The 26,152-nt window shown below is 60.2% G+C and carries 23 protein-coding genes; 9 read left to right on the top strand and 14 right to left on the bottom strand.

All coding sequences use genetic code 11. The annotated features are described in order from the left end of the window. Positions 1-6: 6 nt before the first annotated feature. A complete protein-coding gene (locus AC1RL4_RS18975) occupies positions 7-1,272 on the bottom strand; it encodes an SGNH/GDSL hydrolase family protein (RefSeq protein ID WP_230175014.1) in 1,266 nt (421 codons plus the stop codon). Positions 1,273-1,380: 108 nt separating this feature from the next. On the opposite strand from AC1RL4_RS18975, the gene AC1RL4_RS18970 reads away from it, so the two are divergent. Together AC1RL4_RS18970 and AC1RL4_RS18965 are read left to right on the top strand one after the other, a co-directional pair. Further along, positions 1,381-2,286: a LysR family transcriptional regulator gene (locus AC1RL4_RS18970; protein ID WP_204124022.1), complete on the top strand. Its 906-nt coding sequence runs from the start codon at positions 1,381-1,383 to the stop codon at positions 2,284-2,286. A 47-nt stretch (positions 2,287-2,333) separates the two neighbouring features. Beyond that, entirely contained in the window at positions 2,334-3,365 is a 1,032-nt protein-coding gene (locus tag AC1RL4_RS18965; protein WP_019580236.1) for a bifunctional helix-turn-helix transcriptional regulator/GNAT family N-acetyltransferase, read from the top strand. On the opposite strand, the gene mug is transcribed toward AC1RL4_RS18965, so the two are convergent. Next, positions 3,277-3,816: a G/U mismatch-specific DNA glycosylase gene (gene mug / locus AC1RL4_RS18960; protein ID WP_096479986.1), complete on the bottom strand. Its 540-nt coding sequence runs from the start codon at positions 3,814-3,816 to the stop codon at positions 3,277-3,279. The genes AC1RL4_RS18965 and mug overlap by 89 nt on opposite strands. 8 nt (positions 3,817-3,824) lie before the next feature. After that, positions 3,825-4,451, bottom strand: a complete 627-nt coding sequence (locus AC1RL4_RS18955; protein WP_230174987.1) for a TetR/AcrR family transcriptional regulator — start codon at positions 4,449-4,451, stop codon at positions 3,825-3,827. A gap of 260 nt (positions 4,452-4,711) precedes the next feature. Between AC1RL4_RS18955 and AC1RL4_RS18950 the strand changes: the two genes are divergently transcribed. The 5 genes from AC1RL4_RS18950 (at position 4,712) to AC1RL4_RS18930 (ending at position 10,830) form a co-directional block, all read left to right on the top strand. Next, on the top strand, positions 4,712-5,839 hold the full coding sequence (locus AC1RL4_RS18950; RefSeq protein ID WP_019580238.1) for an HlyD family secretion protein: 1,128 nt from the start codon (positions 4,712-4,714) through the stop codon (positions 5,837-5,839). Continuing rightward, a complete protein-coding gene (locus AC1RL4_RS18945; protein ID WP_230174985.1) occupies positions 5,839-7,323 on the top strand; it encodes a DHA2 family efflux MFS transporter permease subunit in 1,485 nt (494 codons plus the stop codon). Before AC1RL4_RS18950 ends, AC1RL4_RS18945 begins: the two co-directional genes overlap by 1 nt. A gap of 19 nt (positions 7,324-7,342) precedes the next feature. Further along, on the top strand, positions 7,343-8,833 hold the full coding sequence (locus AC1RL4_RS18940) for an efflux transporter outer membrane subunit (protein WP_230174983.1): 1,491 nt from the start codon (positions 7,343-7,345) through the stop codon (positions 8,831-8,833). 31 nt (positions 8,834-8,864) lie between these two features. Then, positions 8,865-9,815, top strand: a complete 951-nt coding sequence (locus AC1RL4_RS18935) for an aldo/keto reductase (protein ID WP_230174981.1) — start codon at positions 8,865-8,867, stop codon at positions 9,813-9,815. 67 nt (positions 9,816-9,882) lie between these two features. Then, entirely contained in the window at positions 9,883-10,830 is a 948-nt protein-coding gene (locus AC1RL4_RS18930) for a LysR family transcriptional regulator (protein WP_019580242.1), read from the top strand. Positions 10,831-10,878: 48 nt separating this feature from the next. Here AC1RL4_RS18930 and AC1RL4_RS18925 read toward each other — a convergent pair whose 3' ends face one another. The 11 genes from AC1RL4_RS18925 to AC1RL4_RS18875 all read right to left on the bottom strand — a co-directional run bounded on the left by AC1RL4_RS18925 (position 10,879) and on the right by AC1RL4_RS18875 (position 23,832). Continuing rightward, positions 10,879-11,151, bottom strand: coding sequence for a DUF2790 domain-containing protein (locus AC1RL4_RS18925; RefSeq protein ID WP_028941388.1), 273 nt, complete (start codon positions 11,149-11,151; stop codon positions 10,879-10,881). A gap of 270 nt (positions 11,152-11,421) precedes the next feature. Further along, positions 11,422-13,137, bottom strand: a complete 1,716-nt coding sequence (locus tag AC1RL4_RS18920) for an amidase (RefSeq protein WP_230174972.1) — start codon at positions 13,135-13,137, stop codon at positions 11,422-11,424. A gap of 203 nt (positions 13,138-13,340) precedes the next feature. Further along, positions 13,341-13,547, bottom strand: a complete 207-nt coding sequence (locus AC1RL4_RS18915; RefSeq protein WP_019580245.1) for a hypothetical protein — start codon at positions 13,545-13,547, stop codon at positions 13,341-13,343. A 307-nt stretch (positions 13,548-13,854) separates the two neighbouring features. Beyond that, complete coding sequence (locus AC1RL4_RS18910) at positions 13,855-15,420, bottom strand: amino acid permease (RefSeq protein WP_019580246.1); 1,566 nt, start codon at positions 15,418-15,420, stop codon at positions 13,855-13,857. Positions 15,421-15,547: 127 nt separating this feature from the next. Further along, complete coding sequence (locus tag AC1RL4_RS18905; protein ID WP_230174970.1) at positions 15,548-16,708, bottom strand: iron-containing alcohol dehydrogenase; 1,161 nt, start codon at positions 16,706-16,708, stop codon at positions 15,548-15,550. 3 nt (positions 16,709-16,711) lie between these two features. Then, positions 16,712-18,103, bottom strand: coding sequence for an aldehyde dehydrogenase family protein (locus AC1RL4_RS18900; RefSeq protein ID WP_230174968.1), 1,392 nt, complete (start codon positions 18,101-18,103; stop codon positions 16,712-16,714). A 7-nt stretch (positions 18,104-18,110) separates the two neighbouring features. Further along, positions 18,111-19,484, bottom strand: coding sequence for a glutamine synthetase family protein (locus AC1RL4_RS18895; RefSeq protein WP_230174966.1), 1,374 nt, complete (start codon positions 19,482-19,484; stop codon positions 18,111-18,113). Between the two features lie 484 nt (positions 19,485-19,968). After that, complete coding sequence (locus AC1RL4_RS18890; protein WP_050438339.1) at positions 19,969-20,271, bottom strand: DUF6124 family protein; 303 nt, start codon at positions 20,269-20,271, stop codon at positions 19,969-19,971. Positions 20,272-20,355: 84 nt separating this feature from the next. Next, positions 20,356-22,032 (bottom strand): MFS transporter, encoded by a 1,677-nt coding sequence (locus AC1RL4_RS18885; protein WP_019580251.1) that lies wholly within the window; start codon positions 22,030-22,032, stop codon positions 20,356-20,358. Positions 22,033-22,258: 226 nt separating this feature from the next. Beyond that, positions 22,259-22,639, bottom strand: coding sequence for a RidA family protein (locus tag AC1RL4_RS18880; protein WP_019580252.1), 381 nt, complete (start codon positions 22,637-22,639; stop codon positions 22,259-22,261). A 119-nt stretch (positions 22,640-22,758) separates the two neighbouring features. Next, on the bottom strand, positions 22,759-23,832 hold the full coding sequence (locus AC1RL4_RS18875; protein WP_230174964.1) for a LacI family DNA-binding transcriptional regulator: 1,074 nt from the start codon (positions 23,830-23,832) through the stop codon (positions 22,759-22,761). A gap of 138 nt (positions 23,833-23,970) precedes the next feature. On the opposite strand from AC1RL4_RS18875, the gene AC1RL4_RS18870 reads away from it, so the two are divergent. Both AC1RL4_RS18870 and AC1RL4_RS18865 read left to right on the top strand, forming a co-directional pair. Continuing rightward, complete coding sequence (locus AC1RL4_RS18870) at positions 23,971-24,894, top strand: TIM barrel protein (protein WP_204124013.1); 924 nt, start codon at positions 23,971-23,973, stop codon at positions 24,892-24,894. A 25-nt stretch (positions 24,895-24,919) separates the two neighbouring features. Next, positions 24,920-26,089, top strand: a complete 1,170-nt coding sequence (locus AC1RL4_RS18865; protein WP_096479998.1) for a Gfo/Idh/MocA family protein — start codon at positions 24,920-24,922, stop codon at positions 26,087-26,089. Positions 26,090-26,152: the final 63 nt, after the last annotated feature.

Below are 26,152 nucleotides of genomic sequence, written 5' to 3'. Positions count from 1 at the left end.
TGCGGATCATCCGCCGGGTTGAGGTCGCCGGCGCAGCATAAGCGTTTTCAGGTCGATATCCTCGGCCATCGCCTTGTTGCCGGCATCGCCGGGATGCAAGTGGTCGCCGGAGTCGATAGTCGGCAGTAAGCGACTTGGGTGTTCAGGGTCGCGGGTCATGAAATCAAAGTCGATCACGGCATCGAATGCGTGGCTGGTCCGTATCCAGTCATTAATGACCTGGCGCAGTTGTTCTTTCTCGGCGCTGTGATAGTTCTTCACGCTCGTTCCATCCAGGGCGCCTTCGACCGGCATCAGGGTTGTTCCAATGATGCGAATGTTGTTCAGGCGCGCTTGATCGATCAGTTGCCGATAGCCCGCGATCAACTGTTCCTTGGCTGGCAGGTGTTCGTTCGGAGCGAAGGAGGAGCCCGGCCAACTGATGTCATTGATGCCGAGCATCACAATCACCGTTTTTACTCCGGGCTTGCCCAGCACATCGCGCTTGAAACGCGCCAGTGCACTGACACCCATGCCATCTTCGAGCAGGCGAGCCCCGGATATCCCGGCGTTGAGCACCGCGAGGCTCTGCGCGGCCAAGCGTTGAGCGAGGAAGTCCGGCCAGCGTCGATTGTTGTCCAGGGTCGAGCCATTGCCATCGGTAATCGAGTCGCCGAGCACCACAAGGGCACGGGTGTCGAGCGGTGCATCCACCAGGATGTCGCTGAGAAACAGCCGCGCCTCCACCTGCTCGCTGCCTTCCAGTCGCTGAGCGTCGACATGTTTGCCAGGGGTGATAAATGCGGTTTGTTTGCCATCCCAGTGGAAGGTCGTCAACGGCGTGTGCTGCGGCAGATAAAGAGCGATCGCAAGCTCACTGAGTGCCGGCACTGCCAGATCTATCGGATCACTGATCCGCGTTTCACCCGCGGCGAGGGTGACCTGTTCCTGATCGTTGAACTTCAGGCTGTGCCCGGAGCCTGCGCGAATCTGATCGACGCCCTCAACGAAGGCGATACGCGCGGCACCGATGACCAGCGGTTGCTTGCCATATTCGTTGGAAACCACCACCCGTACCCGGCTTCCGCCGCTGCTGATGCGCACTCTCTGGTGAAGGGTGCTGTCGGTCAGCGCTTCAGGAATTCGCGTGGGCAGTGGCAGTTCGTTGCCCCAGGTGGGTTGAGGGCTGGCCATCCAGGTGGTGACCCAATTTTCCGCCGCCATGACAGGGCTCGCGGCAAGCAGGGCGGTCAAGGCGAGAGGCAACGGTATTCTTGAGTGAAGGGCTTTCATTCAGGTGTCTCCTTGAGGGTAATGGATCAAGAAGGCCAGATTGGTCTATTCAAAATACGTGTGGTAGAAGGGGGAACTGCATACAGCCCATTCCAGAATCGAATGCCTATGGACAGTCTTAAAGCGATGCACTGTTTTGTCCGCGCCATTGAGCTCGGAAGCCTGTCATCTGCCGCGCGTGAGTTAGGCAGCACTCAGCCCACCGTCAGCAAACTGGTCGCGGCCCTGGAAAAGCAATTGGGAGCCCGCCTGCTGATTCGTGGCACTACCGGGTTGACGCCTACCGAACAGGGAAAGCGTTTCTACGAGCGTGCCAAAGGCGTGCTGGAAGAGTACGGCGAGGCCGTTGCGGATGTGCGTGGTCTGACCGAACGCCCCGAAGGTTTTCTGCGCGTCAACGTTCCGGTCAGCCTCGGTGTGTTGCGGTTGAATGCGTTGCTGTTGTCGTTCATGGAGCAGTACCCGGCTATTGAAGTTGAACTGATCCTCAATGATCGTTTCGTCGACCTCACTGAGGAAAACGTCGACCTGGCCCTGCGCCTGGGGGGCAGCCTGCCACCGAACGCCGTCGCCCGACGCATAGCGACTTCACCGCGCTATCTGGTGGCTGCACCGGAGTACCTGCGCAACCATTCCCCATTGAAAAGCCCGGCAGACCTGAGCGAACACAACTTCCTGCGTTTTGCGTGGTTGACCGCGGGCGACCGTCTGGAGCTCAACGGCCCCCATGGTGAGCAGGTCAGTGTCACGACTCAGGGGCGCTATCGAACCAACAGTTCATTGGCCATTCGCGACGGTCTTCTGCAGGGCGCGGGGCTGTGTATCACGCCGGCCTGGCTGGTCAGCGACCTGCTTGAAAGCGGGCAGTTGGTCCGGGTGCTGCCCGACTGGAGCGGCCCACCGAACGACGCTTTTCTGATCTATCCCGAACGCCGCTACCGCCCGCTGCGCACGCGTTTATTGATGCAGTATCTGGCCGAACGGGTAGGGCAGTTGCCTGGTTTCTTGCCTTGACGGAGCACCCTTGATTTGACGAGTATTTGGTTGTGCTATACAACTAAATGCACATTTTGTTCGAGGTGCTTGCCGTGACCCATGCCCAGTCAGACCTGATCAACCAAGTCCGTTCAGCGTCGCGCCTCATGGTGCGCGAGTTGGGGTTCATGCAAGCCACGCTGGCGGCGACGGACTATTCGCCTTCGTTTGTTCACACGATCGTGGAGATTGGGGATCGGGGTTCGCTGACGGCGGGGGAGCTTGTGGAGCTTCTCGGCCTGGAAAAATCCACCGTGAGCCGGATGGTGCGCAAGCTCATTGAGGCCGGTGAGATCGAAGAAATTCCACACGAGGAGGATGCGCGCTCCAAGAAGCTGCGACTCACGGTGCGGGGCAAGAAAACCCTGCGAGCCATTGATTCGTTCGCCAGGCAACAGGTGGACGCTGCCTTGGTTTATCTGACGAATGAGCAACAACAGGCGGTGAGTGAGGGCATCGCCAACTATGCCAGCGCCCTGCAAGCCCATCGACTCGGTACAGCGCCGCAGCCCCCCGCGCAGCTGGATATCGCTCGGGGCTATCGGCCCGGAATCATCGGCCGCATGGTGCAAATGCATGCTGACTACTACGCAAGGCATTCGAATTTCGGCCAGCCGTTCGAAAGCCTGGTTGCATCGGACATGGCGGAGTTGATGGGGCGTTTGCACAATCCACGCAACGAAGTCTGGGTGGCTCTGGATGGCGAGCGAATTGTCGGTTCCATCGCGATCGACGGTGAAGGCGAGGGCGGCGAAGCGATTCTGCGCTGTTTCATTCTGGATGACTCGGCGCGAGGCAAGGGCGCAGGCAAACGCTTGCTGGCTGAAGCCATGAAATTCTGTGACGAACAGGGCTTTTGCGCGACGCGGTTGTGGACGTTCAAAGGCCTGGATGTGGCTCGCAAACTGTATGAAGACTTTGGCTTCAAGTTGGAACAGGAGCAGGAGGGCCAGCAGTGGGGCGCAACGGTTATCGAACAGTGTTTTGTCCGACCTGGCCCGGTTGCTGGGCCGCTAAATGGAGTTGGCGATACGCATCCACCAATTGAGCTTGCGTGAATGCGCGATTTCGCCCGCTGGGATTGGGCAGGACCCAGACCGAGGCATCACCAAAAGTCTTTGACTGAAGCCCCCACGCAATTTCCCGTTGACCGGACAACGCGCTGTACGCAGCTTTGCCGAGAAACGCCACAAAGCGTGGCGCATAGCGTGCGATCTTTTGTTCAAAATCCGCGGCGGCAGCGGTGAACTCATGCACGGACAGCTGATCCGCTCGCGCTGTAGGCCGTTCAACCACTGCGGTTAATCCACATTGATATTGCAAGATCGTCCGGTCGTTTTCCGGGTGCACCTCTGTAGGCGTAAAACCGGCTAGATGGAGTGTGCGCCAGAAGCGATTGCCTCGACCCGCAAAATGATGGCCCAGGGCGGCGGCAGTCACGCCCGGATTAATGCCGCAAAAAATCACCGCAAGCCGTTCGGTGAGAATGTCTTCGAGTCCTTCACTCACCCTACACCTCACACACCGCAAATCACGTTGACCGCATTGCGGGCAAGCTCCGTCAATTCCGCGCGGGATTTGCCCGCCCGCGCCCGTATCGAAATGCTATGCAACAGGGATGACGCGAGTACGGCGAGGGCGGCTGGGTCGACATCGTCTTTCAACTCACCGGCGCTGACTGCCGCGCGCAGACGTGTTTCCAGATCGGCATCGAGCCGGCTGAGCCGGTCCGCAAGAACCTCTCGTATTGCAGAATCCTCGACGGCTTCGGTCGTCGCCGTGCCGATCGCAAAGCAGCCACGCGGTTGCCCCTCTCCCGAGAAGTAGATTGACAACTGTCCCTCATAGAAGCCCATCAGTGCCTGCTCCAAGGTCAGGTCTTTGTCCGTAAGCGCCTCCTGCATGGCAGCGGAGGCAGACTCCCAATACTGCTCGAGCGCCTTGATGTAGAGCGCGTGCTTGTCACCGAATGCCGCATAGAGGCTTGGGCGATTCATGCCGGCCGCAATGGCGATGCTGTCCAGGGAAGCGCCGGAATATCCAGTGCTCCAGAAAACCCCAAGTGCTTGTTGCAGCGCTGTCTGCGGGTCATATGCGCGGGGGCGGCCTCGGCCTTTGCCCTCTGTAATCTTTTTTTGTGCCATGTCGTACAAAATCCTTGTGTGGGGATGAGCTGCTCTATATTCTTACACCATCGCACAAAATTAAGGAACCAGAAGTTCCTGAACGTCAGGTTTGTTGTAGCTGAGCTCGAACTGGGTGTTGCGGCGACGAAACCGGTGCGGTGGAGCGATCCTCCCTGACCGTGCACGGGTTTGCTTTCTCACAGCAATTTTTGCCATCAGGGCCGCAGGCGATTCTCGCAGGTGCTGGCCCGATTTCCCGGTTAAAGGTGTATTCGATCATGACTAAACAGTTCGACATCCCGGCTACGCAGACCTTCGAGCACGCAAGGCCTGACGCGCCCATCAAAAAACCGTTCAAGCAGAAATTGCGGCCATTGCTGATCGTGGGTTTGCCGGTGCTCTTCGCAGCGCTGGGCTATGCCCGCTATCAAGCAGGCGAGGCGTTCATTTCGACCGATAACGCCTACGCCCGAGTGGCGAAGGCGTCGATCAACGCGCGTATTTCCGGACAAGTCGTCGAAATCGCCGTCGAGGACAACCAACCGGTTCACAAAGGCCAGATGCTGTTTCGGATCGACCCGAAACCGTTTCAGATCGCGGTTGACCGTGCGCAAGCGCAGCTGAGCGTGGCGCGGCTGCGCATCGATGGGCTCAAGGCCGGTTACCGGCAGCAGCAGGCTGAACTGCAATCGGCCAAAGAGTCGGCCGATTTCGATCAGCGCGAGTTTGCCCGCAAAAAAGCGCTGGTCGCTACCGAGTTCGTCTCGCGGGCGATTTACGAGCGCGCCGACACCGACCTTAAAGTGGCCCGGCAACGCATCGCGTCGATCGAGCAACAGATCGCCAGCACGGTTGTCGCGTTGAACGGTAATCCGGACATCGAAGCCGATAACCACCCGACGGTTCGTGAGGCGAGGGCGCAGCTGGATGAGGCGCAGCTCTACCTCTCATATACGACGGTATATGCGCCGGACGATGGCATCGTGGCCAAAGTCGACGATCTGCAGGTTGGCAACTATGTCAGCAACGGTGCACCGGCTTTTGCGCTGCTTTCCGATCGGCAGATTTGGGTCGAGGCCAACTTCCGCGAAACGCAGGTGACCCACATGCGTCCAGGCCAGGAAGCAACCATCAGCATCGACACCTATCCCGATCACGTTTTCAAAGCCCACGTGACCAGCATGAGCCCCGGTGCCGGATCGGACTTCGCCTTGCTGCCGCCTGAAAATGCGACCGGCAACTGGGTCAAGGTTGTCCAGCGGGTACCGGTGCGCCTTGAACTCGACGAGGCCGACCCTGCGTTTCCGCTTTTTTCGGGCACCAGCGCCACGGTCAAGGTCGATACCGGGTATCACACGCCATGGTGGCATCCGCTCAAGGCGCTGTTGACCGCAGGTAACTTCTGATGAACGCCAACCTTGCCAGACCTCAAGGTGCGGGAACATTGAGGTTCGCCGCGCTGCTCGCGACCTATATGCAGTCGGCGAACCTGCCGTTGCCGAATGCGGTACTCAGGTTTATCCAAGGCAGTCTGTCGATGACTGACGACCAGGCAGGCTGGGTATTCACCTCATACCTCGCGGCGAGCGCCATCACTATGCCGGTTGCGCAGTGGCTGGCCGGGCGTTATGGCTTGAAGCGGGTTTATCAGGCCGCGTTAGCCTTCTTCGTTCTTGGCTTGCTGCTCGCCACGGTTGCGACGACTCCGCTGGAGTTCGTCGGTGCGCGAATTATTCAAGGCCTGGCGAGTGGCGTGCTGGCGCCGCTGTCGATGGCGATTTCAATGGAGACGTTGCCTCTGGAGAAGCGTGCGAAATTTGGCGCGACGTGGACGGCAATCGTGCTCTTGGGCATCGTCAGCGGCCCGAGCATCGGTGGTTGGGTCAGCGAGCATTTTGGCTGGCGCCCGATCTTCTACATCAGCCTTCCGTTGTCGGCATTCATCTTCCTGGTGATGGCGCTTTTGCTTGCCGAGAAGAAGGCCGAGCAACGTCCGTCGTTCGATTTCTTCGGCTTCGGCAGCTTCACGCTGGCGTTGATCAGCCTGCAAATGTTGCTCGACCGCGGCGAACGCCTGGACTGGTTTGCCTCGACCGAAATCTGGCTGGAGGCGGCGGGCTGCGCGTTGGGGCTGTACCTGTTCGCCGTGCATCTGTTGAGCAAGAAGGTGCATTTCCTCAACAAGCGTCTGTTCAAGGACCGCAACTTCGTACTGTCGACGATTATCTTTTTCGCCGTGGGTTTCGTGCTGTTGTCGACCATGGCACTGACGTCGCCGATGCTGGACGAGATCCTCGGCTATCCGCCTGATACGACAGGTTCGCTGACGATACCGCGCGGTGTGGGGCTGGTAGGGGCTTTCCTGCTGATGGGCCGTGTTCCCGAGCGTTTCGACCGTCGGTTGTTCGTGGCGATTGGCGTGGCCGTGGTGATTTACGCCAACTGGCTGATGCTCGGTTATTCGCCGTTGATGGACTGGTCGCCGGTGGCGATTGCCGGGGCGATCCAGGGGATTGGCATCGGCATCTTGATGCCGTCGCTCACCAAGATCGCGTTCAGCACGCTCGATCCCAAGTTACGCCCTGAAGGCACCGGTTTTTTCAATCTGTCGCGTGTTTACGGGAGCACCCTCGGCGTTGCGATCGTGCAGATTTTCTTCTTCAACAATACGCAAGCGATGCACCTGGCACTGGTCAGCCATCTGACGCCTTATCGCGCCGCTGCGCATGCCGCGCCAATATCCCTGCAAGCACTGGCGGGGCTCAACGAAATGATCACCGGCCAGGCGGCTTTTATCGCGGTGATCGACCAATTCAAGCTGTTGATGGTGGCGATGCTGGTGGTCAGTCCACTGGTTGTCTTTCTTCGCAAGCCCGTTCCGACCAACTAGTTTTCGTGGAGTTTGCCCAATGAAATCCAATGCGCGCTTCATCAACAGACAGACGTTCAAAACCACGTTCGGTGCGGTGTCGGTTCTTGCGTTCCTGACAGCCTGCACCGTCGGCCCCGACTATCAAATGCAGCCACCGAGCCTGTCGCAGCATTACGACCAACAGGCCGAGCAGCGTCTCGGCCAGGGCGGCAACCAGCCTGGCGGGCAACACATCAACCTTGGCCAAAAGGTCAGCGGTGAGTGGTGGACGGCCTTCCATTCGCCGAAGCTCGACCAGGTTGCGCGTCGCGCCATCGAGGGCAATCTTGAGCTCGTGGCGGCGGATGCAACGATCCGGCAAGCGGCGTCGTCCGTCGCGGCGGCGGAGGGTGCGCTTTATCCGCAGGTCGACTTTGGCGCCCAGGCGGGGCGTCAGCGGGTACACAACGCAAAAGAGCCTTCGATCTCCAATTTCTACGCGATCGGGCCGCGGGTCGGTTTTGACCTTGATGCGTTCGGCGGTAACAAGCGGCGGGTCGAGCAGCAGCAAGCGTTTACCGATCTTCAGAAACATCGATACGAAGCGGCGTACCTGACCCTGACGGGGAATGTCGCCAGCCAGGCATTGTTGGTGGCGTCTGCCAATGCGCAGATGGCAGCCGTCGAAAAGCTGCTCGCCAATGACGCCAAGAACCTCGACTTGGTGCGCAGGGCACATGCCAGCGGCGTCACCACGCAGATCGACGTTTCGCTGGCTGAGACCCGGCTCGCCCAGGACCGCACACTGTTGCCGCCCCTCGCTCAGCAGCGTGATGCCGCGCGCCATGCGCTGTCGATTCTCACGGGCAAAGGCCCCGGCGACTGGATCGCGCCGGACTTCGATTTTGCCGAGTTCGTATTGCCGGCCAACGTGCCGGTGAGTGTGCCTTCGGAAATGGCCCACGGCCGACCGGACGTCCTGCAAGCAGAGGCCGAGCTGCACATGGCCAGCGCGGCAGTCGGTGTCGCGACTGCGAACCTCTATCCCCATGTAACGCTGTCCGCCTCGCTGATACAGGCGGCTTCCGGCAATGGCGGTGCCGCGCTCTGGGGTTTGGCTGCAGGGTTGGCGGGGCCGATCTTCGACGGCGGAACGCTCAAGGCTGAACGTCAGGCTGCCGTCGACGGCTACAAGGCGACGCTCGCCGGTTATCAGCAGACGGTCATTCAGTCGTTCGGTCAGGTCGCGGACTCGTTGCAGGCAATCAACCATGACGCCGAGCAAAACCAGGCACAGGAAGACGCGTTACGCGCTGCAGAAACCAGTTTTCGGTTGAACCAGCAAGCCTACGCGCAAGGCGAGAACAGCATTCTCCAGGTGCTGGAAGCGGAACGAGCCTACGAGCAAGCGTTGCTGGGGCAAATCCGGGTGAAGACCGCGCAGTATCTCGACACGGTGCAACTGTATGTAGCCCTCGGCGGTAATTCCGTCGGCGCGTTTGAGCAACGGATTGCCAGTCGCGAAGCACAGAACCCTTCGTATCAATAACGGCTACGGCCCCGAACATTGGAGTCAAGAGATGTCTTACGAAGCTTTTCACGATGCACTTCGCGAAACCCGATTTGCGCTGAACCACGGCTCTGGTGAAATGCCGGCCGTTGGGTTTGGCACGCTGTTCAGTGATCTCAGCGTCACCACACAAGCGGTCAAGGACGCGCTTGAAGCGGGCTTTCGCCATTTCGACTGTGCAGAGCGCTATCGCAATGAGGAGCGTGTCGGCGCTGCGATAAAAGAGGTGCTGGAGGCGGGCAAGATCCGCCGGGAGGACGTGTTCATCACCACTAAACTGTGGAACACCAACCATCGTCCCGAGCGAGTCAAACCTGCTTTCGAGGCCAGCTGCCGCCGCCTCCAAGTGGACGCTATCGACTGCTACCTGATCCATACGCCGTTTGCCTTTCAACCCGGTGAGAATCAGGACCCGAGAGACGAACAGGGTCGCGTCATCTACGACTCCGGCGTGACACTGATCGAGACCTGGAGAGCACTTGAACGCCTGGTGGATGAAGGCCGCTGCAAGTCGATCGGCTTGTCTGATATCACGCTGGAAACGTTAAAAGAGATTGTGGCAGTGGCCCGGATCAAACCTGCCGTGGTGCAGGTTGAATCCCATCCTTATCTGCCGGAATGGGAACTGCTCGAGTTCTGCAAACAGCATGGAATCGTCCTCCTGGCGTTCGCGCCACTGGGCCATGGCATGGAGCCGAAAGTGTTGGAAGATTCGGTGATTATGGAGATCGCCAAGCGCTTGCAGAAGACTCCGGCTCAAGTGGCGTTGGCCTGGTCTGTACAGCGGGGCGTTGCTTTTTTGACCACGTCCGCTACACCAAGTCATATCAAGGAAAACCTGGATATTTCCACCCTGCCGCATAGGGCGATGCTTGAGATCAAGGAAGATATTACGACCAGGATACGATTCAACTCGGTCGTGGAAACCGGTGTGCCTGGATTTATTCCACGGAAGAAGTGACACATGACGAGGAGGGCGGTCTTCTGTAAGGCCGCCCTCTGTTATCCACGCCCTTGAGGTGAAAACGATGGACGTTTTCCAAACCATGCGGTTTTTCATGGCTGTTGCCCAGAGCGGCAGTTTTACGGCGGCAGCCGAGCTATTGGACACCACGACAACCAACGTTTCCAAAGCCGTTTCCAGTCTGGAGACCAGGCTTCAAACCCGCCTGATTAACCGCACCACCCGACGCCTGGCGTTGACCGAAGCGGGTGCACGCTATTTGCAACGATGCGAGAGGATTCTTGACGAGGTACGTGAAGCCGATGAGGAAGCCGGTACCGCTCACACCCGGCCCATGGGCAGGCTGAAAATTCATGCCATGTCAGCCATCGGTAATCACTACGTGATCGATGCCATTGCCAAATACAGAGAGACTCATCCCTCGGTCATGTTTGATTTGACGCTGACCAATCGGCTACCTGACTTGCTCGAGGAGGGGTATGACATGTCGATTGTTTTAGCGCGGGATCTACCCGATTCGGGGTTTGTCGCTCAGCGGCTTGGCATCACTTACAGCATCCTCTGCGCTTCGCCTGCTTATCTGAAGAAACGCGGAATCCCGGACTCTCCAGGTTCTCTTGGTGCACATGATTGCTTGAGGATTGTTAATACGGTAATGCCGGTTGAACACTGGGCATTTGAGGGGCCTGAAGGCGTGGAGTCAATCAACGTCCCCTTGTCTCCCTTTCACATCAACACCGCTGATGGAATGACCGTCGCTATAACAAACGGGATGGGCATCGGTATTCAGCCGATTGCTTCTGCGGTCAATGGCCTCAGGGCCGGGACGTTAGTGCGCGTGTTGCCGGAGTATCGGCTTGAAGAGTTGAATCTATTTGCAATCTACCCATCACGAAAATTCGTGGATGCGAAGACAAAGACTTGGGTGGAGTTTCTTAAACATCACATCCCGGGCATGTTGGCATCCGATGAAAAAATCGTAGGCTCAGGAAAAACATCAGTTTTTGAGTGAGTTGCACCGCAGGCATGGAGTGTCGACCCTCCATCGTCCGCACAGCACTCAACCGTTTGAACATCCAGTGCCCATGACTTGATACTGCATGACATGCTGTTGATCGTGGGAGTCTTCATACGTCATTTGCACCGGGACCGGTTTGCACTCGTCCGGAATCTCTGTGATGTTAATGACTTTCTTAATGTCGAGCTTCGTTTCGTACGTGTAGATCTCAACAGGTGTTTTGCTGGTCGCGTTAGTTGAATGGCCATCGTCTGCAATGGCGTGTGCGCCTATACCGGCAAGCGCCAGAAGAACCGCAATTTTTAAAGTTTTCATTTTATTCACCGTATCGTCCTAGGTTGACTCTGCGTCCGAGATGATCGTAAAGGTCATATCGGATTTGCGAGTTGCTACCTCGTGAGCGAGTGGATACTTACTCCATTTGCTCACTGGGTAGAGACGATGTTAGGTGTTTGAACTTCTTTCAAATAGCGGCCGACTGGACAAACACTGTTGCCGGTTTTCGCATGAATGGCCCAAAGATCGCAGGCTCCTACAGGGCATGGGTACGGGGGTACTCAACCTCTGCAGGAGCCTGCGATCTTTCTATTTTTGGCTACCCGACAAGGGCGGGGTGCGAGGCGGTATCAAGCGTTTCGTCCCCGTCGACTCGAACGCCGAAGCCAGGCGAAGCAGCGTCGAGTCGTCATAGGCGCGACCGGCAAATGTCAGCCCGACGGGCATGCCGATGTCCGGCATGACGCCCATCGGCACCGTGACCGTTGGAACGCCCAGGTGGCGGATGGCGAGATTGCCGTTGGCAACCCATACCCCGTTACTCCACGCGATGTCCGCAGACTTCGGATCGACATCGGCATTCGCCGGCCCAACGTCGGCTACCGTAGGGAAAATCACCGCGTCGAGCCCCAGCCGATCCATCCATTCCTCCAGATCGATTCGACGGGTCAGCTCCAGTGCACGCAGTCCATCCGGCAGCGTGTCGATCTGATCCCACGGCGTAATGCCGCGTTCGGCCATCCGCACATACTCGTCCATGCCCGCGGCAAGATCGCCTTCGCGGTTGGGCAGCGTCCCCGGGTCGTGGGGGAAAATCAGCGGCCCGTTCACGTCGATCAGGCGATTGAGTTTTGGATCGCCGTTGGCTCGCAGAAAATCATCGAACGCCCAAGCCGTCAGATCCCACAACTCATGGTGTAGGAACTCTTTGGACACCAGGCCCCGATTAAACACAGTCGGTGCGCCAGGACGATCACCCTCGCAATTGGAAACCAGCGGGAAATCGACCTCGAGCACTTCAGCGCCGGCCGCTTCGAGTGCCTTGCGCGCCTGCTCCCAGAGCCCGATCACGGAAGGGCGGGTGTTGATGCGCTGGCCCGTCGGCCCACCGATGCCAGGCGCATCGCTGGTGCCCGCGTCGGGATCGGCGTTGATGTACATGCGAGGCGCGCCGAAGCGCTTTCCTTTGAGCGCATCGCTTTTCGCGGCCAGCGATCCGTAGGAAGCGGGGCGCACCGAAGCGACACTTGGAATTGGCACCCAAGGTTGCATCCGCCACAGATCACCGCGTGTGTCGGGATCATCGGCCACCACCACATCGAGCACCTCGAGCAGGTCCGCCATCGTCCGGGCAAACGGCACGACCACGTCCATCGTCGGCGTCAACGGCCAGTTGCCGCGCACCGAGATCACCCCACGCGAAGGCGTATAAGCACACAAACCGTTGTTCGAAGCAGGGCCACGTCCGCTCGACCAGGTTTCTTCCGCCAGACCGAAGGCCGCGAAACTGGCGGCGGTTGCGGTGCCTGCGCCGTTCGATGAACCCGAGGCAAAAGGGGCGGTGAGGTAGTCGGCGTTGTACGGACTCTCCGCACGGCCATACACCCCGCGCTGCATGCCGCCGTTGGCCATCGGCGGCATATTGGTCTTGCCCAGGCAGATCGCCCCGGCGGCGCGAAGCCGTTCGATGGTGAACGCATCGCGATGAGCGATCAGGTTGGCGAAGGCGGGACTTCCAGAGGCGGCGGTCAGCCCCTTCACCAGATAACTGTCCTTGGCCGTGTAGGGGATGCCATCGAGCGGCCCCAGCGTCTCGCCCTTGGCCCGACGAGCATCGGACGCCTGCGCTTCCTTGAGCGCATCGGGGTTGCGCACCACCACCGCGTTGAGGGCGGTGGGCGTGTCGGCGCCGTCGTAGGCGTCGATCCGGGCGAGATAGGCCTGCACAAGCTCAACCGCCGTGGTCCGGCCGGATTCGAGCGCGGCACGCAGCTCGGCGATGGAAACTTCGGTGACCTCGATCATGCTGTTACCACCGGCTGTTGATGGGGGGCGCGGTGGATGTTTCCATTGCGCTGGATTTTGGGCTCAGAGACATCATTTTTCTCAAAATGGGGTTTCATATCGGTTCTCGTTGCACTGCATTGCGCGACAGTATCGGAGAACTTATGGCCCTCTGTCATTCGCCGAACGCTTTGAACTGATAAGACGGCGTGAAGGGTATTGACCTAATTGCCATCCGCCACCTTGCGTTCTATCTCGGCTATTTTTCGACGGAGCTTTTCAGCCTCCTGCTCTTGGGTTTGAGTCGTAGTGGCCTGATCTTCACCGTCGAGGTCGCTGTCCACATCGACCGGTTTATCAGGTGTATCGGTGGGCGGAGTGTTCGAGGTGGTTTCTGATTCGGTGCTTTTAACACTGTCATCGTTGTTCATTTCGCTTACCTCCATTGGCTTACCCATTGGATTCAGCGATAGGGGGTGAGTTCGAGGTTTTTCCCGAAACCAGGCCAATGTTCTGTTCCAGGCAAGTCTGGCGGCGACATCATATCGAGGCGGGAGCACAGAGGGGCCTTGATGCGCGCGTGCCGTAGCAGCTGCCGAGCCTGCGAGGCCGCGTTCGGCGGCGCCGCAGTCGTCAAACCAGACCTTGCGGTGCATCAGGCAAACCGCGTCAGTCGGATTCACGACTGCTGCGCAGCCGAACGCAGCCTCGCAAGCTCGGCAGCTGCTACAGACCGCATTACGACCCAGCCTGTTTATTCAACTCCTCTTCGACAGCCGCGATTTCTGCCTGCCGCTTGATGATCATGTCGCCCACGGGCGGGCCCTGGAAGCGTCGTTTTTCGAAGCTGAACCAGATGATGGCCGTCAGAATCAGAAAGCCGATGGTGATGTACAGCGCCCAATCGTTCGGCGGCTGGATACCGATAGCGAAGATCAGCACCATCGAGAGGACCGAGAGGATGGCGAACAACGAGTAAAACGCTCGCCCCATGTTCCACGGTCCCATGGTCGGCCACTTCGAGGTTCCGTAGGTGAACAGGCCCAGCACGATGGGGATGATGAACGAGAAGAACAGGAAGATCACCGTGCAGGAAACCACAATCGTGTACACCGGCGTTTCGCCGATCGACACCAGCGACGATCCCCACACGAACAGCACCGCGAGGATGGAACCGGTCCAGATCGCTGCCACCGGGCTGCGATGGCTTGGCGAAACCGTGGCCAGCGCCTTCGAGAAGGGTAGGCCTCCGTCACGGGAGAACGCGAAGATCATGCGCGAGACCGAGGTCACGGTCGCCAGCCCGCAGAGGAACTGCGAGATGAAAATCGCCACGTAAAGCGCCATTTTGATCGCCGGGTTCACCTGGGTGTCCATCGCCCAGAAGAACACATTCCAACCCTGCTTCGCCGCTTCATCCATGTTCGGCAACATCAGTACAAACGAGCAGAGCATGACCCAGCCGAACATCAACGACCAGGCCACCGACGTGACCATGCCGATCGGCACCGACACGGCAGCCTTGTGGGTCTCTTCAGACGTATGCGCGGAGGCGTCATAGCCGGTGATGGTGTAGATCGGCAGGAGCAGGCCGAGCATGAACACCCAGCCGTTCGACACTTGTGGCCAGACGTTGCCGCCCGCCGCGCCGGAGTAGTTGCTGAAGGTCACCAGGCGGACGAATTCATAGCTGGGCGCGGCGATCAGGCAGACGATGGTCAGCGCGGTGGCCGTGGCGAAGATCAGATAGCCCGAGAAGTCGGTGAGCTTGGCGGTCAGGCCGATGCCGAAGTGGTTACACAAGGCCTGGATGCCGGTCAGGATCGCCAGGAAAACGATCCGTGTGGTGATTGTGTCTTGCATGCCCAGGGCCGGTCCGAAGGCTCCGAAAAAGAAGTAATAAGTGCCGACGTTGATCGCGCCGAGCACCGTGATCAGCCCCAGCAGGTTGAACCAGGCCGTCAACCAGCCGGTGAAGCGGTTACCGAGAATCGAGCCCCAGTGATAGAGGCCACCGGCGGTGGGGTAGGCCGAGGAAATCTGCGCCATGGCCAAGGCGAAAACCCCGGAGATCAGGCAGCCCAGTGGCCAGCCGATGCCGATGGCCGCACCGCCTGCACCCGAAGTGCCCTGTGCCAGCGAGTTGATGCCACCGGAGAGGATGCAGATGATCGAAAAGGAAATGGCGAAGTTGGAGAAAACACCCATGCGTCGCGAGAGTTGCTGGGCATAGCCCATGCTGTGCAACACCTTGATGTCGTCGTCTTGTGGCGCGGTGGCGCCGGGTTGGCTTACAGGACTCATAATGTGTGCCTTGTCAGGTTTGATACACATCCATCCGCGTTGTGCGTTGCCGGATGGGACTGTCTTCAACCCCCTGTCTTACTGCTCCTGCGTCTAATGGATAAAACCCATCCATGTTGTGGCCGTTCTAAAGACGGCCGTGATAAGCCGCTTCGAAAATTTCTGCCGCGCCATTTCGTGTCAATGGCAGCGGATTACCGCCGGCGCAGGGATCGACAATCGCCATGTCGGCGATCAGGTCGGCCTGCTGATCATCCACCCCCAGCTCCACCAGCGTATGCGGCACGCCGATGTCCTTGCGCAGCTTGAGGACGAAGGCCATAAAGCTGTCGAAGCCCGGGGAGGGCAGGCGCAGATACGCCGCCAGACGGGTGATGCGCTCCTCAATGGCCGGGCGATTGAACTTCAGCACATAGGGCATGAACGTGGCATTGGTCATGCCGTGGTGGGTGTCATACAGGGCGCCCACCGGATGCGAGAGCGCGTGCATTCCTCCCAGGCCTTTCTGGAACGCAGTGGCGCCCATCGCCGCCGCCGCCAGCATTTGTGCGCGCGCGTCGAGGTCGGAAGGGGTGTGCACCGCCCGCACCAGGGCATTGGCCACCAGGCGCATGCCTTCCACCGCGATGCCTTCGGCCATGGGATGAAAACCGGGAGCGCAGTAGGATTCCAGGCAATGGGAAAACGCGTCCATGCCGGTGCCGGCGGTGACCTTGGCGGGCATGCCGACGGTAAGGGCGGGGTCGCTGATGACCACCCGCGGCATCATCTTCGGGTGGAAAATGATGCGTTTGGTGTGCGTGCGCTCGTCGATGATCACCGCCGCACGGCCGACCTCGGAACCGGTGCCCGCAGTGGTTGGCACCGCGATGACCGGGGCGATGCGGCTTTCGTCGGCGCGTGTCCAGTAGTCGCCGATGTCTTCAAAATCCCACACCGGTCGGGTCTGGCCGCTCATGAACGCGATGAGCTTGCCCATGTCCAGGCCGCTGCCACCGCCGAACGCCACCACGCCGTCATGGTTGCCGTCGCGCCAGGCGTCGAGCCCACCCGCCAGATTGGCCTCAACCGGATTGGGCTTGAGGTCGCAGAACAACGCGACACCGAGGCCGGCGGCGCGCAAGGATTCCAGCGCCGCCGTGGTGATCGGCGCACGCGCCAGGCCACTGTCGGTGACCAGCAACGGTCGCTGGATCCCTTGGCTGCGGCAGACTTCCGCCAGTTCGGCGATGCGGCCGACACCGAAGCGGATGCTCGTGGGGTAGTTCCAGTTCGCGGTCAGGCTCATGGCTCAGATCTCGTGGCGCAGATGGAAGGATTTGGCTCGGGTCAGATGCTCATAGCCCAGGCGCGACAGCGTTACGCCGCGCCCGCTGTTCTTCACCCCGGTCCAGGCCAGGGCCGGGTCCAGGTAATCGCAGCGGTTCATGAACACGGTGCCGGTGGCGACTTCGTTGCCGATGCGTTCGGCGGCGGCCAGGTCTTGCGTCCAGATCGAGGCGCTGAGCCCGAACTCGCTGTCGTTCATCAAGGCGATGGCTTCGTCGTCGCTGGCCACCGGCATGATGCCCACCACCGGGCCGAAGCTTTCCTCGCGCATCACCGCCATTTGATGGGTGACGTCCACCAACACCTGCGGCGCGAGGTAGGCGCTGCCCGGCGTGTCGGCGGCAAAGTCCTTTGGATCGATCAACGCCCTGGCCCCTTGTGCCAGTGCATCGGCGATCTGCTTGCGAACGAACTCAGCGGCGCCCGGTGTGACCATTGGCCCGAGGGTGGTGGCTTCGTCCAGCGGGTTGCCCAGCACGTATTGGCGGGTCAGGGCAGCGAAGCGCTCGACAAAGGCCGGGTAGATTTTCTCATCGACATAAATCCGTTCGACGGCGCAGCAGCTCTGCCCGGAATTGAAGAAGCTGCCGTCTACCAGGTTTTCCACCGCATGATCGAGGTTGGCGTCTGCCCGGACGTAGGCCGGGTCTTTGCCGCCAAGCTCCAGGCCCACGCCGAGGAAACCTCCAACGGCCGCGTGTTCCATGGCCTCGCCACCGCTGACAGAACCGGTGAAGTTCACCTGCTGCACCCGTCCGGAGGTAATGATCGCCGCCGCATAGACATGACTGAGCAGCAGGTTATGGAACAGGCCTTCGGGCAGATGGGCGCGACGAAAGGCTTCGGCGAAACGCTCCCCGACCAGCAGCGTTTGCGTGGCGTGTTTGAGGATCACGCTGTTGCCCGCCATCAGCGCCGGAATGATCGTATTCACCGCCGTCAGATAGGGGTAATTCCACGGAGCGACGACCAGCACCGTACCCAGCGGCTCGCGTTTGATATAGCGCTGAAAACCCGCAATAGGCGCGGGCTCAATCGCTGCCAACGCTTCGGGTGCAATGGCGATCATATGCCGGGCACGTTCTTCGAAACCGCGCAGTTCGCCAGCGCCGAAGCGTATCGGGCGGCCCATTTGCCAGGCCAGCTCCGGCACGATCTCGTCCTTCATCGCCAGCATCGCGTCCACGGCAGCGCTGCAAAAGGCGGCGCGTTCGCTCAGTGGCCGGCGCTTCCATTGCGCCTGGGCGGTTTCGGCGGCGATCAGGGCTTGCTCGATCTGCGCCGCATCGGCACGGCGGCGTTCGGCATAGACCCGGCCGTCGACCGGGGAGATGAGTTGAACGGTCTCAGTCATGGCGTGCTCAATAGCGCTCGAAGCCGCGCTGCAGTTCCCAGTCGGTTATCCGTCGGTCGTACTCTTTCTGTTCCCAGTCGGCGGTGTGCACGTAGTGGTCGATCACTTCATCACCGAACGCCTCGCGCAACATGCTCGACGCCTTGAGCGCGGCGCAGGCCTCGCGCAGGGTTTTCGACACTTCAGGCAAATGCTCATCGACGTAGGCATCGCCCTCGAACGGCGCCGCGAGTTCGAGTTTCTCGTCGATCCCGGCCAGGCCTGCTGCGATCAACGCGGCGAAGGCCAGATAGGGGTTGAGGTCGGCACCGCCGATGCGACATTCGATGCGGATGGATTTGCTGCCCTCGGCGCACAAACGAAAGCCGGCGGTGCGATTGTCCCGGCTCCAGACCGCCCGCGTTGGCGCGAAGGTGCCGGCCTGAAAGCGCTTGTACGAATTGATGTAGGGCGCAAGAAAGCAGGTGACGTCATTGGCGTATTTGAGCTGCCCGGCGACCCACGAGCGCATCAGCTTCGACATGCCGAACTCGGCCTTGGAGTCGAAGAACAGTGACTTTTTGCCGTTCTTGTCCCACAGCGAATTGTGGATGTGGCTGCTGGAACCGGCGGCGTCATAGCGCCACTTGGCCATGAAGGTGATCGCCTTGCCTTGCAGTTGCGCGATCTCTTTGCAGGCGTGCTTGATGATGACGTGGTGGTCGGCCATGGTCATGGCATCGGCATATCGGATGTTGATTTCTTCCTGCCCCGGCCCCCATTCGCCCTTGGAGTTTTCCACGGGAATGCCGGATGCCTGCAGGTGCTTGCGAATCGCCCGCAACACCGGTTCCTCGCGGGTGGTCTGCAGGATGTTGTAGTCCTCGATGTAATGGCCGGCGGTCTTCGGCTGGTGGTAGTTGCGCTCGTGGATCGCCTCATAGCTCTCATCGAACAGATAGAACTCCAGCTCAGAGGCGAACATGCCGGTATAGCCGCGCTCGCGCAGGCGCTCGACCTGTTTTTTCAGGATCGCTCGCGGGCTGTGGGGCAGGTCTTTTCTATGGTGATGATCGAGCACATCACAGAGCACCAGCGCCGTGCATTCCAGCCACGGCACGCGCCGCAACGTAGACATGTCGGGTTTGAGCACAAAGTCTCCATAGCCTTTGCTCCAACTGGCAGCGGCGTATCCCGGCACCGGTTCCATGTCGATGTCGTCGGCCAGCAGGTAATTGCAGCAGTGGGTTTCTTCGTGGCCGCTGTCGATGAAAAACTCGACCTGGAATCGCTTGCCGACCAGTCGCCCCTGCATATCGACCATGCACACCAGCACGGTATCGATTTCGCCGGCGGCAGCGGCGCGTTTAAGTGCTTCGAAACTGAGAAGGGGCTCGGTCATCGCGTCAGTCCTGCGTGAATGATCTGGACCTGTCTGAAATAGCTGTTGCAGACGCTCTCCAGAAAAAACCAAAACCTGCAGACGCGAGCATCGTGAGCAATAAGCTGTTGAAAGCTTAGCCTACTGTTGCTAGGCGCACGTTTCGGTGAGCGGGGCTTGATGATTCAATGCTGTTCACTTAGGCAATTTCAGTCGCGACGCGTTCTTTGTAGCAGCTGCCGAAAGCTGCGCTTGGCTGTAGCAGCTGTCGAGCTTGCGAGGCTGCGTTCGGCTGCGAAGCAGTCGTCAAACCAGACGTTGCGGTACGTCAGGCAGACCGCGTCAGCCGGATTCACGACTGCTGCGCAGCCGAACGCAGGCTTCGCCAGCTGCTACAGATCGCAGCATTGGTCTGCTTGGTGGCGGTTAGCTCCACTGCTGTGGACGTTCGTTTCCCCAATCTGGTGTGGCGAGGAGCAAATCCCCTCGCCACCGGTTGCGTTAGTTATTCCTTCGGTTCGACGTGATCCAGCGCCTGGTTCACCGCCAGTTCACCGAGCATGACCACTTGCGCAATGCCCAGCAGGGTCTTGCGATGTGAGGTTTCCAGCAATGCTGCGAAATTGTTGAGCATGAGGGTGGCCGAGCCGAGCGTTTCGCTGGCGTTGGCCAGCAGGGCTTCGGTGTTGTACTTCGGGTTGGCGAGGTACATGGGCTCGGGTTCGTGGGTGGAGGCCATGATCTGGGCGGCCGGGTTGAGGTAGTGGTCGAGGGCGCGCTCGGCGGCTTCGTGGAGTTTTTTTAACACCGTGGGTGTATGTGGTGATTCGCCCCGTCAGTAACAGACTGACGGGGCGTTTTTATTGCGTAGGGTGCAAATCTATCGCTGCTCTTACGTGTGATGAATCTCCCGATCCTTGGTTTCCGGCAGGAAGAAAGTACCAAGGATGGCCGTCATCACCGCGATCACGATCGGGTACCACAGCCCGTAGTAGATATCACCCGTGGCCGCGACCATGGCGAATGCCACAGTGGGCAGGAAGCCGCCGAACCAGCCATTGCCGATATGGTAGGGCAGCGACATCGAGGTGTAGCGGATGCGCGCCGGGAAGAGCTCCACCAGCCAGGCGGCGATCGGGCCGTAGACCATGGTCACGTAGATCACCAGGATGGTCAGGAGCAGCAACACCATCGGATAGTTGGTCTTGGCCGGGTCGGCCTTCTCGGGGTAACCGGCGTCCTTGAGCGCGGTGCCGAGGGTGGCGACGAAGGCGTCATTGCGAGTCTTGAAGTCAGCGGCGGGCATGCCGGTGCCTTCGAAACTCGGGATCACCTTGTCACCGATACGCACCTGCGCGACGGCGCCAGGCGCGGCTTTCTCGTTTTTGTAGGGGATGGCCTTCTTCGCCAGCACAGTCTTGGCGAGGTCACAGGAACTGGTGAATTTGGCCTTGCCCACCGGGTCGAACTGGAACGAGCACTGGCCGGGATCGGCGACCACCGTGACCGGATTCTTCGCCTGCGCGGCAAACACGTCGGGGTTACCGAACTCGGTCAACGCATGGAAGATCGGGAAGTAGGTCACGGCTGCGAGGATGCACCCGGCCATGACGATGCCCTTGCGGCCGATGCGGTCGGACAGGCTGCCGAACAGGATGAAGAACGGCGTGCCGATCAGCAGCGAGCCGGCAATCAAATAGTTGGCGGTCTGCGGGTCGATTTTCAGTGTTTGCAGCAGGAAGAACAGCGCATAGAACTGCCCGGTGTACCAGACCACCGCCTGGCCGGCCGTGCCGCCGAGCAAGGCCATGATCACAATCTTGAGGTTGTCCCAGCGGGCGAAGGATTCGGTCAGCGGTGCCTTGGAAGACTTGCCTTCTTCTTTCATCTTCTTGAATACCGGCGACTCGGCGAGTTGCAAGCGAATGTAGACCGAGACGATCAGCAGCAGGATCGACAGCAGGAAGGGAATCCGCCAGCCCCAGGCCTCGAAGGCTTCGGTGCCGAGCAGGGTGCGGCAGGCGAGAATCACCAGCAACGACAGAAACAGGCCGAGGGTCGCGGTGGTCTGGATCCACGAAGTGAAGTAGCCGCGCTTGCCTTTGGGCGCATGCTCGGCCACGTAAGTCGCCGCGCCGCCGTACTCACCCCCTAGGGCCAGGCCTTGCAGCAGACGCAGGGTGATCAGGATGATCGGCGCCGCCACGCCGATGGTCGCGTAGCCAGGCAGAAAACCCACGACGGCGGTGGAAACACCCATGATCACAATGGTAATGAGGAACGTGTGCTTGCGCCCGATCATGTCGCCCAGTCGGCCGAACACGATGGCGCCGAAGGGCCGCACGGCGAAACCCGCAGCGAACGCGAGCAGCGCAAAGATGAAGGAGGTTGTTTCATTGACGCCCGCGAAGAAGTGCTTGGCGATGATCGCCGCGAGGGAGCCGTAAAGATAGAAGTCGTACCACTCGAAAACCGTGCCCAGGGACGAGGCGAAAATGACCTTGCGTTCCTCCTTGGTAATCCCTCGGTTGGGCATGCTGCCCGTGGCTGTAGTGTCAATCGTGGCCATGAGTCTTCTCCGTCTTGCTCTTGTTGAAGGCCGGAGTACCTCATCACTTTTGCCGCACCCAGGCCCTAGGGCTGATGTCGTCGGATTACCAATTACGCGAATAATGGAAACAGGGCTGACGGCCTCGCATTGCTGCATGGTTTCTTGAAGCATAATCGGCTTCGCGCAGATATCCACTCGCCAACGTGCCCGGCGGGGGCCACTCCCACCGGGCACGTTCGCGGATTTAGCCCTTGGCCGCCATCGCGGTGACTTCCACGCGCATGCCTTCGACCGCCAACGCGGCCACGCCCACGGCGGCGCGAACCGGCCAGGGCTTGGCGAAGAAGCGCTGGTAGACCTCGTTGAACGCGGCGCGATCGGCCATGTCGGTGAGGTAGATGGTCAGATGCAGCACCCGGTCCATGGAACTGCCGGCGTTCTCCAGCGCGACCTTGAGCGCCTGCAGAGTGCACTCGCTTTGCAGGGTGATGTCGCCCAGCTCCAGGCTGCCGTCGGCGCGGGTAGGGATCTGAGTGGAGACCAGCAGGCCGCCGAAACCGGCAACGTCGGAAGAGATGGATTCCGCATCAGGGTCGGGGAGGAAAGTGATGTCGTGGTTTGCCATGGGGATCTCTTGTTTGTGGGGGTGGAGGGGGGCTGGGGCATTCAATGGTGCGACGCCTTTTTTGCGCGGCCAGTTTACAGCCTCATCGTCGGGCCGTTCGTTCTGTTGTGTATCACCTGCTAAACACTTTCAGCCACATCAATCTGCAACGAAAGCATGCACTTCGCTGCGCTGTCCGACGCTGGGTCTATCGCGGCATCCACCATGGCCCTGACCGCCGTTTGCGCCAGCGCCTCGATCGGATGTGACAGCACGGCTTGAACGATGCCGTCACGCAGGGCGGTCCCGGTGATGGGGGTCAGGTCGTGGCACACCACGACGGGTAGCGCGATGTGCTGGGCTTTCAGTTCGCGCAAGGCGTTGATGACCCCTTCGATACCGCCACCTGCCACATACAGGCCGACCAGGTCGGGCTGGCTGGTGAGCAGGTCGAGCGTGCCGGCATAGGCGAATTCCTCGTCCTCCAGGGTCAGGCGCGTAGCCAGCAATTCCCAGTCCTGGGGTTGTTCCGACAGGAAGGAGCGAAAACTCATTTCACACAGTTCCTGGCACTGAAAGCGCTGGGTGCCGACCATCACGGCCACTGGCCCCAGTTGCGCTGCCAGGTGCTTGATGAACCAGCCGGCGGTGCGGCCCATGGCACGGTTGTCGACGCCGACATAACCGGCCCCGGCCGAGGCGCTCAGCTCGGACACCAGGGCGACCACGGGAATGCCGGCCGCTCGCAATTGCGCCATGGCCTCGCGAACAGCCGGATGGTCGGCGGCCACCACGCCCAAGGCATCGACTTCGCCTTGCAACTTGAGGATGCGTTCTGCGGTGGCGGCCGGGGCCAGGTCGTCGATGTAGTGGATCAGCACCCGAACCTGGGCCCGCACGCTGGCCGTCGCCGCCTCAGCCAAGGCCTTTGCCAGCCCCTGATAAAACGCCACGCCACGCTTTTGCAGCAGAAACCCCAAACGCACGGTCGGGCGCTGCTGCAGCACTCGTTGCTCGATCACATTACGCCCGTAGAAGCCCAGTCGGGCGGCAGCCTCGGCAATGCGTTGCGCGGTATCGGCGCGCACGTTGGCCCGCAGGTTCATCACCCGGTCCACGGTGGACAGGCTCACCCCGGCGGCCAGGGCCACGTCTTCCATGGTTGAACGACGACCGATCGGGTTGACGGCTTTTGACGAAGAATGCTCTGACATGAAATGAAAGCCTATCTGAAACTTTTGACGGGTTTTGACAGGTATCGCCGACCGACTATAGCAGCCATGGACCTGCCCGCCTTAGGATTTCTCCCAGCGAAACAACGCCACTCATAACAATAATCACCGGAGCCTGACATGACCCTCCACATCTCCACCGCGCCTTGTTGCTGGGGCGTCGACGACGTCAATAATCCTCATCTGCCGGCGTGGCAACAGGTTCTTGGCGAAGCGGCGCAAGCGGGGTATCGCGGCATCGAATTGGGGCCATACGGTTACCTGCCACTGGACGCCGACGCGGTGGGCTCGGTGCTGGTCGAACACGGCCTGCATGTGGTGGCTGGCACGGTATTCGACAATCTGGTCGACCCCGCCAATCTACCCAGCCTGCTGCATCAAACCCGTAATATCTGCGCATTGCTCAAGCAGTTGCCGGCGATCCCACTGGAGCCGGGGCAACGTTTCGCCATGCCGTGTCTGGTGGTCATCGATTGGGGGCATGAGGAGCGTGACTACGCCGCTGGCCACTCTGACCGCGCGCCGCGCCTGGCGCCCGATGCCTGGCGGGGCATGATGGCCCACATCCGCGCCATCGCCGAGTTGGCGTGGACGGAATTCGGTGTGCGCACGGTGATTCATCCGCACGCCGGGGGCTACATCGAGTTCGCCGACGAGTTGGCCCGACTGGTCGAAGACATCCCCTACGAAGTGGCCGGCCTGTGCCTGGACACCGGCCATCTGTACTACGCCGGCATGGACCCGGTGCAGACCCTGCGCCAGTACGCGGACCGCGTGGATTACCTGCATTTCAAAGACATCGATCAGGCCGTGTTCGATCAAGTGCTGGGCGAACACATCACCTTCTTCGCCGCGTGCGCAAGAGGCGTGATGTGCCCGATCGGCCAGGGTGTCATCGACTACGGCGCCTTGCGCGAGCTGATCACCGAGATCGGTTACCAGGGTTACATCACGGTCGAGCAAGAGCGTGATCCACGTAACGCCCATGGCAGCCTGCGCGACGTGGCTGCCAGCCGTGACTACCTGTCCCGGGCGGGTTTCTGATTTCTCTCATGCGAAGGACATTTCGATGATCAATGGCAGCAAGCGAATTCCTCAACCAATCCGCTGGGCGATGGTGGGCGGCGGGCGTGACAGTCAGATCGGCTACATCCATCGTTCGGCGGCCCTGCGTGACCAGTCGTTTGCACTGGTGGCCGGTGCCTTCGACTTGGACCCGCAACGCGGTCGCGACTTTGGTGTGCAACTGGGGGTCGACCCCGAGCGTTGCTACGCCGACTATCGCAGCCTGATTGAGGGCGAAGCCGGGCGGGCGGATGGTATCCAGGCTATTTCCGTGGCGACGCCCAATGGCACTCACTTTGAAATCACCAAGGCCGCTCTGGAAGCGGGGCTGCATGTGGTCTGTGAAAAGCCGCTGTGCTTCACCCTTGAGGAGGCGCAAACCCTGCGCGAAATCGCGTTGTCGCGAAACCGGGTGGTGGGGGTGACCTACGGCTACGCCGGGCACCAGTTGATCGAGCAGGCGCGGGAAATGATCGCCCAGGGTGAGTTGGGTGAGGTGCGCATGGTGCACATGCAGTTTGCCCATGGCTTCCACTGTGAGGCGGTCGAGGCGCAGAGCGAGGCGACCAAATGGCGGGTCGATCCGCGCCTCGCCGGCCCCAGTTATGTGCTGGGAGACGTTGGCACTCATCCGCTGTACCTGTCGGAAGTCATGCTGCCCGAGCTCAAGATCAAACGGCTGTTGTGCACCCGCCAGAGCTTTGTCAAAAGCCGCGCACCACTCGAGGACAACGCCTACACACTGATGGAATACGAAGGCGGGGCCATGGGCAGTGTGTGGTCGAGCGCGGTGAACGCCGGCTCCATGCATGGCCAGAAGATTCGCGTGATCGGCTCCAGGGCCAGCCTTGAATGGTGGGATGAGCGGCCAAACCAGTTGTCATTCGAAGTCCAGGGTAAACCTGCCCAGGTGCTGGAGCGCGGGATGGGCTATCTGCATCCCCATGCGTTGCTTGATGACCGGATCGGTGCCGGGCACCCGGAAGGGCTGTTCGATGCCTGGGCCAACCTCTATTACCGTTTCGCCTTGGCCATGGACGCCGCCAACCGTGGTGATCATGAACAACTGGCAACGCTGCGTTATCCAGACATCAATGCCGGTGTCGAAGGCGTGCGTTGGGTCGAGCGCTGCGTCCATTCCGCGGACCTGGGTGGGGTGTGGGTCGATTACTGAGTCACGGGTGCCCCTGGCAGATCGGCGTGCGGCTGAGCAGTCGTGAGATAGACTGATCAGCGG

The organism is Pseudomonas sp. GW822-FHT07A10 (assembly GCF_058798795.1).
Note: the sequence above shows the minus strand (reverse complement) of the source record. Positions and strands in the feature narration are given on the sequence as shown.

Coding starts and splice junctions, on each gene's coding strand:
- AC1RL4_RS18975 (WP_230175014.1), bottom strand. CDS start 1,272: ATGAAAGCCCTTCACTCAAGAATACCGTTGCCTCTCGCCTTGACCGCC.
- AC1RL4_RS18970 (WP_204124022.1), top strand. CDS start 1,381: ATGGACAGTCTTAAAGCGATGCACTGTTTTGTCCGCGCCATTGAGCTC.
- AC1RL4_RS18965 (WP_019580236.1), top strand. CDS start 2,334: ATGCACATTTTGTTCGAGGTGCTTGCCGTGACCCATGCCCAGTCAGAC.
- AC1RL4_RS18955 (WP_230174987.1), bottom strand. CDS start 4,451: ATGGCACAAAAAAAGATTACAGAGGGCAAAGGCCGAGGCCGCCCCCGC.
- AC1RL4_RS18950 (WP_019580238.1), top strand. CDS start 4,712: ATGACTAAACAGTTCGACATCCCGGCTACGCAGACCTTCGAGCACGCA.
- AC1RL4_RS18945 (WP_230174985.1), top strand. CDS start 5,839: ATGAACGCCAACCTTGCCAGACCTCAAGGTGCGGGAACATTGAGGTTC.
- AC1RL4_RS18940 (WP_230174983.1), top strand. CDS start 7,343: ATGAAATCCAATGCGCGCTTCATCAACAGACAGACGTTCAAAACCACG.
- AC1RL4_RS18935 (WP_230174981.1), top strand. CDS start 8,865: ATGTCTTACGAAGCTTTTCACGATGCACTTCGCGAAACCCGATTTGCG.
- AC1RL4_RS18930 (WP_019580242.1), top strand. CDS start 9,883: ATGGACGTTTTCCAAACCATGCGGTTTTTCATGGCTGTTGCCCAGAGC.
- AC1RL4_RS18925 (WP_028941388.1), bottom strand. CDS start 11,151: ATGAAAACTTTAAAAATTGCGGTTCTTCTGGCGCTTGCCGGTATAGGC.
- AC1RL4_RS18920 (WP_230174972.1), bottom strand. CDS start 13,137: ATGATCGAGGTCACCGAAGTTTCCATCGCCGAGCTGCGTGCCGCGCTC.
- AC1RL4_RS18915 (WP_019580245.1), bottom strand. CDS start 13,547: ATGAACAACGATGACAGTGTTAAAAGCACCGAATCAGAAACCACCTCG.
- AC1RL4_RS18910 (WP_019580246.1), bottom strand. CDS start 15,420: ATGAGTCCTGTAAGCCAACCCGGCGCCACCGCGCCACAAGACGACGAC.
- AC1RL4_RS18905 (WP_230174970.1), bottom strand. CDS start 16,708: ATGAGCCTGACCGCGAACTGGAACTACCCCACGAGCATCCGCTTCGGT.
- AC1RL4_RS18900 (WP_230174968.1), bottom strand. CDS start 18,103: ATGACTGAGACCGTTCAACTCATCTCCCCGGTCGACGGCCGGGTCTAT.
- AC1RL4_RS18895 (WP_230174966.1), bottom strand. CDS start 19,484: ATGACCGAGCCCCTTCTCAGTTTCGAAGCACTTAAACGCGCCGCTGCC.
- AC1RL4_RS18885 (WP_019580251.1), bottom strand. CDS start 22,032: ATGGCCACGATTGACACTACAGCCACGGGCAGCATGCCCAACCGAGGG.
- AC1RL4_RS18880 (WP_019580252.1), bottom strand. CDS start 22,639: ATGGCAAACCACGACATCACTTTCCTCCCCGACCCTGATGCGGAATCC.
- AC1RL4_RS18875 (WP_230174964.1), bottom strand. CDS start 23,832: ATGTCAGAGCATTCTTCGTCAAAAGCCGTCAACCCGATCGGTCGTCGT.
- AC1RL4_RS18870 (WP_204124013.1), top strand. CDS start 23,971: ATGACCCTCCACATCTCCACCGCGCCTTGTTGCTGGGGCGTCGACGAC.
- AC1RL4_RS18865 (WP_096479998.1), top strand. CDS start 24,920: ATGATCAATGGCAGCAAGCGAATTCCTCAACCAATCCGCTGGGCGATG.